General features: G+C 64.1%; 5 protein-coding genes and 1 pseudogene. 3 read left to right on the top strand and 3 right to left on the bottom strand.

The features are described 5' to 3' along the window. Positions 1-51: 51 nt before the first annotated feature. Positions 52-244: pseudogene (locus ACFSOZ_RS38710) on the bottom strand (integrase); the annotation flags it as partial. 503 nt (positions 245-747) lie between these two features. Here ACFSOZ_RS38710 and ACFSOZ_RS24420 point away from each other — a divergent pair. Genes ACFSOZ_RS24420 through ACFSOZ_RS24410 form a run of 3 tightly spaced genes read left to right on the top strand, consistent with a single transcriptional unit; the run spans position 748 to position 4,247 of the window. Then, positions 748-1,752 (top strand): DUF1403 family protein, encoded by a 1,005-nt coding sequence (locus ACFSOZ_RS24420; RefSeq protein ID WP_379102043.1) that lies wholly within the window; start codon positions 748-750, stop codon positions 1,750-1,752. Between the two features lie 3 nt (positions 1,753-1,755). Beyond that, complete coding sequence (gene scpB, locus ACFSOZ_RS24415) at positions 1,756-2,451, top strand: SMC-Scp complex subunit ScpB (protein ID WP_379102005.1); 696 nt, start codon at positions 1,756-1,758, stop codon at positions 2,449-2,451. Next, the gene (locus ACFSOZ_RS24410; protein WP_379102003.1) at positions 2,448-4,247 is read left to right on the top strand and encodes an SWIM zinc finger family protein; all 1,800 of its coding nucleotides are present in this window, start codon (positions 2,448-2,450) and stop codon (positions 4,245-4,247) included. Before scpB ends, ACFSOZ_RS24410 begins: the two co-directional genes overlap by 4 nt. Positions 4,248-4,552: 305 nt before the next feature. On the opposite strand, the gene ACFSOZ_RS24405 is transcribed toward ACFSOZ_RS24410, so the two are convergent. After that, entirely contained in the window at positions 4,553-5,239 is a 687-nt protein-coding gene (locus ACFSOZ_RS24405; protein ID WP_379102001.1) for an RES family NAD+ phosphorylase, read from the bottom strand. Continuing rightward, positions 5,232-5,912, bottom strand: coding sequence for a hypothetical protein (locus ACFSOZ_RS24400; protein WP_379101999.1), 681 nt, complete (start codon positions 5,910-5,912; stop codon positions 5,232-5,234). The genes ACFSOZ_RS24405 and ACFSOZ_RS24400 overlap by 8 nt, the downstream gene beginning before the upstream one ends. Between the last annotated feature and the right edge of the window lie 88 nt (positions 5,913-6,000).

Genomic DNA, 6,000 nt, shown 5'->3' with positions numbered 1-6,000 from the left:
TTACGGCTTTTGGTGAGAGGAAAGGAAGGTGATGTCAGAGCCCCGACGCCTTTAGCGAGATTGGGCGCGCCGCCGCTGATATTTGCGCGTCATCTCGGTTGAGGCGTGGCCACGTTGTTTCTGGACGTAACGCTCCTCGATGTCGGCCGAAAAAGCCCTGGTCGGCGCGCAGCGAGTGTCCGGAGAAGAGCAGCCCACGTTCCTTTTCCGGGAGATCGGAGCGGACGCCAGCTGCGAGTTCGGTTTGCTCGAGATGCTTGCGGAGAGCGGCTCGACGTCGACGGTCTTGTTGTCCTTGAAGATTTGCCGGAAGAGGGGGGCCCTCTCCTGATGCGGCCGAAGCCGTTCGAGGGTGGCTGCAAGACAGGTCTGGTCAGCAACCATCCCGATCCAGGTTGCGACGAGAAGGCGCAGGCCGCCCGCAAAGCCCCAAGAGCAGGATTGCCCGATCGCGCAAGTCCCTCAGATCATGGCCGAGCATGTTGACCGTCGTCTTGATGCTGTCGCCGAGCGCGGCCTCGTTCTGCCGTGGCGGCTTTGCATGCTTTCCTGCGGATGCCGGGGAGCGCTGTCCATGGGCTGGCCGCGCCTGGGTAAAGGTCCAGGCAACCGGAGAGCCGCCGTTTGATCGTCGCGACCGAGCGCGCAGTGGCGCCGTGTTTATCGTTCATAAAAACCTGTCGACGAGCGCGGCGGTTTTGGTTCAAATTATTGTCAAAAGCGCCGCCGTGGTTCATCCTGTCGATAATGATTCTGCGCCCGAAACCGTCCCGACCGCACGTTGTCGAACCTGCCCATGCCGAGCCGCTCGCACTCGCGACGCCGACGCCGGTGCCGTCCTGGCTGCGCCGGGCCGCGCGGCAGCCGCAGACGCTGGAGGATGCCGCGATTATGGCCGGCGCCGCTATCGGCGCGCTCGATGCAGTCGTGCGCCGGCAAGAACGATGGGCTGGCGCCTGGCGGCAGCGGCTAGCGCTTGCGGCCGGCGCGGTGACGGCAAGACAAGCGGGCCGCGTCGAGGATGAAGTACCATTGCGCGATGCTGTGCTCCTGACCCGCCCCGGCGATGACGTCGGCCCCGCCGGCCGGATGTTTTTGGCCTGGCGTCGGTTGGCCACGCGGCCTACGGAGGAACTGCTGAGCGAGCCGGGCATCGCCGAGGTTCTGGACGATCTGGGTCTCGCACGCGACGATGGGACGGTATCCGATCTTTTGGATGACCTTCGGCAACTCGCCGGCGCCGAAGGCGTGGTCGCAATCCTGGGTGGGGCGCTCGCCAGCGCGGAACGGCATGGTGTTGGGCGCGCGGGAGCATGGTTCGCGGATGCGCTGCTGGCGCAACGGCTTGGCTGGGGCCATGCGGTGCCGTTGTTGGGCACGGAGGCCGAGCCGGGGGCGAAGCTCGCGCGCGCACGACGCCCGGGAACAAGTTTGGCGACTGGCGTGGAGCACCAACCCGACCAGACCAAAGGACTGCTTTTCGCGCACGCGCGCGCCGCGCTGCGCGCCATCGATCTTTCCGCCGAGCTCGGACGCCGCGCGGATCGGCTGCTCGCGGTGGCGCCGAAGTTGCGCGCCCGGGCGTCGGATCGCGTCGTCGTAAAACTGCTGTCCGGCGACGCAATTGTCGCCTCGGAGAAGATCGCCGGCATGAGCGATCGCGGCCTGCGCCGCCTTTTCGACCGTCTCGTCGATCTTGGCGCGGTGCGCGAGCTGTCCGGCCGCACCACGTTCCGCATTTACGGGCTGTAGCGGATGGTGGAGGGCTCTCGTACAAGACGAGGCAAAGGCCGGTCAGATGATCATCTGTTGGACCGCGAGCTCGATCACCTGCCGCCGGAGGTGCGCTGGCGGGAATGGATGAACCGCGTCGAAGCAACCGTCTTCGCGGCGAGTGAGCCGGTCACACGTAGTGTGCTCGCGCGAGTGGTTGGCGCCAGTTGCAACCTCGACCTCCTCATCGACGACATCCGCGAGGAGCTGCGCGGCCGCCCCTATGACCTGGTCGCGGTCGCCGGCGGCTGGAAACACCTGACACGGCCAGCCTATGCCGACGCCATCCGCGCCGCCGTCGGTGTCAGCGGGCGCGCGACCGACCTCACGCAGTCCGAGCTGTTGGTGCTGATGTGTGTGGCATATTTCCAACCGATCACGCGCTCCGAGCTGTCGTCGTTCTTCGGCCGGGAGATCAGCCGCGACCTGATCGGCAATCTGCGCGAGGCTGGTCTGATCGCGTCCGGTCCGCGCAGCCCGACACTTGGCGCGCCCTACACCTATGTCACCACGAAAGCGTTCCTGCTGCATTTCGGGTTTGACACGCTTCGCGATCTTCCCGACACCGAGGCTCTCGAGGATGCCGGGCTGCTCAACAAGGAAAAGCTGCTGGCGGACCTGACCGGCGCGACAGGGCTGTTCGGCGAGATCGAGGCAGAGGAGCAAGACCAGCCATGAAGGATCCCGCCTTTGGCAAAGACGCCGTGCGCGCTCTGGCGACCGCCGATTCCTTCGCGCGCGGCCGCGACTATGTGCGCAGCGGGGCCGTTTCCGGGCTGATGCGACGCGGCGACCGGCTGACCGCTCACGTCGAAGGCAGCGACTTCGCGCCCTACGAGGTGACGGTCGATCTGCACCAGGGTGGAGTCGCGGCGACGCGCTGCTCCTGCCCCTACGACTGGGGCGGCGCCTGCAAGCACGTCGTGGCCGTGCTCCTCAAATATCTCGACACGCCAGACTCGGTGGTGGAGCGACCACCCCTTGACGGGGTTCTCCGGAACCTCGATCGGGAGGCGCTGGCGGCGCTGCTCACCAGACGGGCCGAGGAGGATCCGGCATTCGCGCTGTGGATCGAGGCCGAGCTTGCCGCCGGCGCGCCGGACCCGCTTTCGGCCAGCCCCCGGCGAACCGCCGTCGACCCGGAGCCGATCAAACGGCAGGCCGAGGCGCTGCTGTCGGGACGCACTTCGCGCCGAGATCGCTGGAGCGACAATGGTGCCGCCGTCGACGAGGACGCTTTCGGGGCACTGATCGACAAGGCAAAGCCGTTTCTCGAAGCCGGGGACGGACGCAATGCGTTGAGGATTCTCGAGCCGGTGACGGAGGCGCTCGTGCCGGCATGGCTCGAACAGGCCGACTGGGACGAGACCCTGCACGAGTTCTTTCCCGTGCTCGGCCAGATGATCGCGGAAGCGGTGCTGTTGGGCGGCCTTCTCCCGGAGGAACGGGACGACCTGATGGTCCGGCTCGACGTCTGGCAGGGCATGCTCGATGAATACGGCCTCGACGACCATCTACAGGTCGCGATCGACGCGCTCGAACAAGGCTGGGACGAGATCGGCCTCGACGATATTCTTGCGGGAAAGGGTCGCTCCTGGCCGCTTTCGGGCCACGGCGACTGGACCACGGCGCGGCTGACGCAAGCGCGGCTTCGAGTTCTCGAGATCGGCGGGCGGACGGACGAATTCCTCAACCTCGCCAGGGCCGCGGGATGCCATGGCGACCACGCCGCCATGCTGGTCCGGCGCGGGTGCAGCACAGATGCGATTGCCTATGCGCGCAAAAGGTTCCGCTCCGCCGAAGAGGCCCTCCAGCTTTCGCGCCTCCTGAAAGAGACGGGGCAGGTCGATGCGGCGCTGGAACTTGCGGGGTGGGGACTGAGCCTGAAACCGGAAGGCGATCGTCTATTCGGAGTGGTCGGCCTCGCCCGCTGGCTGCGCGACAGCGCCGCTGCGCTGGGCCGGGACACAGTTGCAGTCACGGCGGCGGGCAGCGCCTTCGAACACAGCCTGTCGCTCGAAGATTTTCGAGCGGCCGAGATGCTTGCGGGACCAGGATGGGCCGAACTGCGGCCCCACCTCCTGGCTTGCCTGGCGGCGCCGACGTACGCCCACGACCGGACCGAGATTTTCCTCGGCGAAGGCATGATCGATGAGGCGGTGCGATCCGTCGACGTCGAGAACACGCTGCGCGATCCAGCGAACGACGTGCTGCTGCGGCTCGTCGAAGCGGCGCACGCCAGCCATCCCGACTGGGTCATCGATGTCGCCGAGCGCATCGCCGCCAACGTGATGGACGCCGGGCAGTCAGGCTTTTATGAACTGGCGGCGCAATGGCTGGAGAAGGCGGCGCTCGCCCATGACGCCGCCGGCCGGTTCGAGGACTGGATCACAAGGATCGATGCGCTGATCGAAAAGCATCGCCGCAAGCACAAGCTGCGGCCCTTGCTCGAGGCGCTGCGGCCGCGCGCATAGGCGCTTCGATGCAGCTGCGTTGTTCGCGACGAGGGACCAGATCGCGATCGCTTCGGGATCGACCGGTCGCAACCGCCCCCATCCCTATTCCAGACGGTATCCAAGCGCCCGGTATCCCGCCCGCCGCTTCGCGGCCATGCGCGCGAGCACCGGCACCGTTGCGTCGACATAGTCGTAAACAAGAATTTCGGACTTGTCCCAGTGTTCGCGATGGAGCCGTCCGACATACGGGGGCGAGCGTCCCCTTCCACGCGATCGGCGCGGCCTGGCCGCCCCCAAATTGCCCCGATCGCCTGTTTCCGCCATCAGAACCTGACGCCTACGATCTTTACGCCGATACGATCGGCGAGTTCGAGCAATTCGGAATAGACGTCGGTGTTCCCGGTCAAGTCGAGCGACGCGCCGGATTGCTCCAACATGTTTGCCGGAATTCGATCGCCAAACAGCATCACGGCCAGAGCCCGATCGTCCTGCCGAGAAACCCAGCAAAGTCCCTGGATATCTGGGCATTGTGTGTGAATGGCTTCAGCCCAGGGGCGTGTTGCTGAATAGCCGTCCTTCTCGGTGTCGATGATCTGGCTGCGCTTGATACCGAGTTTCCTTAGCGCAGTGACACTCAGGTCAGCCAGGACGAAATCGCCCTGAGGCGTCACCTTCGAATAGACTTGATCGGCCAGTTTCACCTTGTCGTAGGTCTTCAGGCCAGGCGCGAATGGCACATCGTGGAAAACCGGTTCCATCGCCGCACAGTCAAAGGTCGTTCCGCCGTACAGAGTCGGGATACTGGCCCCATTTGCGTTTTTGATCGGGCTGAACCGGGCATTGCCTTTCAGGCCTGGATTAAATTCCGCGCCGGCATAGAGGTTCAGATGAATACGATGGATAACTTGGCCCACCGGCCATATCGTTCGGGTGATGATATCCTGCAAATTGTTCGATGGAACGGGAACTGGACTTGTCCGGGATCCCCGTCCAATCTTTGGTTTAGCCATGGAGTGCGCCTACCAACTCGTCCTCGGCGGCCGCAAGAACGCGCTCGGGTTGCGCTATGAGCATATCGTGCGGACGCTTACCCCCAAGGGAGCTGTTGACCGATGCAAACCAATAGGCGAGCCCCCACTCATCCTTTTTCCCGGAAAATACGCTCAGAACCTTGGCGAGCGCCTTGATGGGCCGATATCCGGAGGCGGAATCCAGAGCATAGCCGGGGAAATAGTCTACACCCCGATGCCGAACCGCAAAGATCTGGCCTTCTTTCTTCCACTTGTTTGGCTGCGCACTTGGATTGCTGGTGCTGAACCCAGCCATATTGGCGATCTGGGAAGCCGTCAGCCAATCACCGCTTTCCAGCACTGCCTTTCTCGCCTCGGCCGTCATCCGCGCCTCCACAAGCATATGCTGCGGGGGCGGTACCTGAGGAACCAGAGCCTCGATTATTGAGTTAATGGCTTCGCGTTGGCGGCTCATCAGGATGGTACGGACCAGAGGGGCGATGCTGACGACCGTGTCCGCGAGGGCACGGATGGCAGGTTCACTCCCGTGCTCGAACGTTAGTGCTATGACCTGTTCCGCAGTTAGTCGATCAAGTTGGTCACCAACCTGCTTCGGCGTTCCGATGAACGCGCCAAATCCCGAAAGTTCCAGGGTGTCATTGGTACGTGCCATGATATCCCGCTCCGTCTGTGTGGTGAGGGTGGTTACATATATATAAAGATAACCAATCTCATCAAGTGGTGCTGGACTCTTTTTAGCC

Source organism: Mesorhizobium newzealandense (assembly GCF_042682145.1).
GTDB lineage: Bacteria > Pseudomonadota > Alphaproteobacteria > Rhizobiales > Rhizobiaceae > Mesorhizobium > Mesorhizobium newzealandense.
This window is presented reverse-complemented; position numbering and strand designations above follow the sequence as displayed.